Genomic DNA, 1,096 nt, shown 5'->3' on the forward strand with positions numbered 1-1,096 from the left:
GGTCTTGGCGAGGGCGCCGCCGATGCGGGGAACCAGTTCAGAAGACGACACGGGCAGTCCCTCCTATTCGTTGTGGTAGTCGTCTTCGGCGGCTCGGGCAGGCGGTCGAAGCGGACGGGGAGCAGCAGCCCTCCGGCGGTGTAGCCCTGGCTGCGGTTCATGAAGGCGTCGACGCACGCGCGCGTGATGCCCGTGCTCGCGCAGGACGTCGCCGCGTCCGTGAACCACCGCGCGGCCGCCCACCCCTCCAGCTGCCACTGGGAGTGCGTCTTCAGGTCCTTCGTCGCCTCGCGGAACTCCGCCACCGCCGCGTTGCCGGTGTCCTCGAAGTTGCGGCTGGCGCCGGTCGCCCACAGGGCGTTGCGGCAGCGCGGGGCGTCCTTGTAGTCGTCGGCGACGGTGGACGTCCAGTTCTGCACGTTGGTCACCTTGGCGGTGACGTCGGCGCCGGCCTCGTCCATGGCCTGGCAGAGCCGGGCGTTGCCGTGCCCGTCGATGGCGTCGAACACCAGGTCGGCGCCCTGCTCCTTGAGGTCGGCGGCGACGGCGCGGAAGTTGGGCAGGGCGAAGTCGACCTGCTCGGTGACGACCTTGTAGCCCTCGGCGCGCAGTCCGCGCTCGATGAGCCGGGCGTAGGCGGCCGAGGCGGACTGGTTGTAGGAGACGACGGCGGCGGTGCGGGCGCCGTGCTCGCGTTTGAAGTAGCGGTAGACCTCGGTGCCGCCGTACAGCTTTCCGTCCCAGCCGGGGGTGCCGTCGCGGGGCGCGAGACTGCCGTAGATGCCGTAGAGGTGCGGGAAGGTGTCGTAGGCGGTGCCGATGGGCTGGCCGCCGATGTCGGGCACGCCCGCGCGGGAGACGCGGGAGGCCCCCGCGTAGTCGAGGGCGGTGGTGGCGACCAGGGCGACGACCTGGTCCTCCTCGACGAGCTGGTGCACGCACTCGTTGTTGCCGACGCCGCTGCCGCCGTCGTCGCAGGTGCGCACCTCGACCCGGCGGCCGTCGGCGAGCGTCATTCCGCCGACCGTCTTGCCGGCGAGCAGCTCGTTGTACCGGCTGAGCGCGGCGGCCTGGATCTTCGCTTTGGACGGGATGT

Annotated in this window: 1 protein-coding gene; it reads right to left on the bottom strand. The window is 71.4% G+C overall.

Annotated elements, in window-relative coordinates; all coding sequences use genetic code 11:
• Positions 1-1,096: ABC transporter substrate-binding protein (locus ABZ281_RS50325; protein WP_356665638.1), on the bottom strand; the 1,096-nt coding region annotated here is incomplete at both ends.

Origin of the sequence: Streptomyces sp. NPDC006265, from assembly GCF_040613555.1 — a bacterium.
GTDB lineage: Bacteria > Actinomycetota > Actinomycetes > Streptomycetales > Streptomycetaceae > Streptomyces.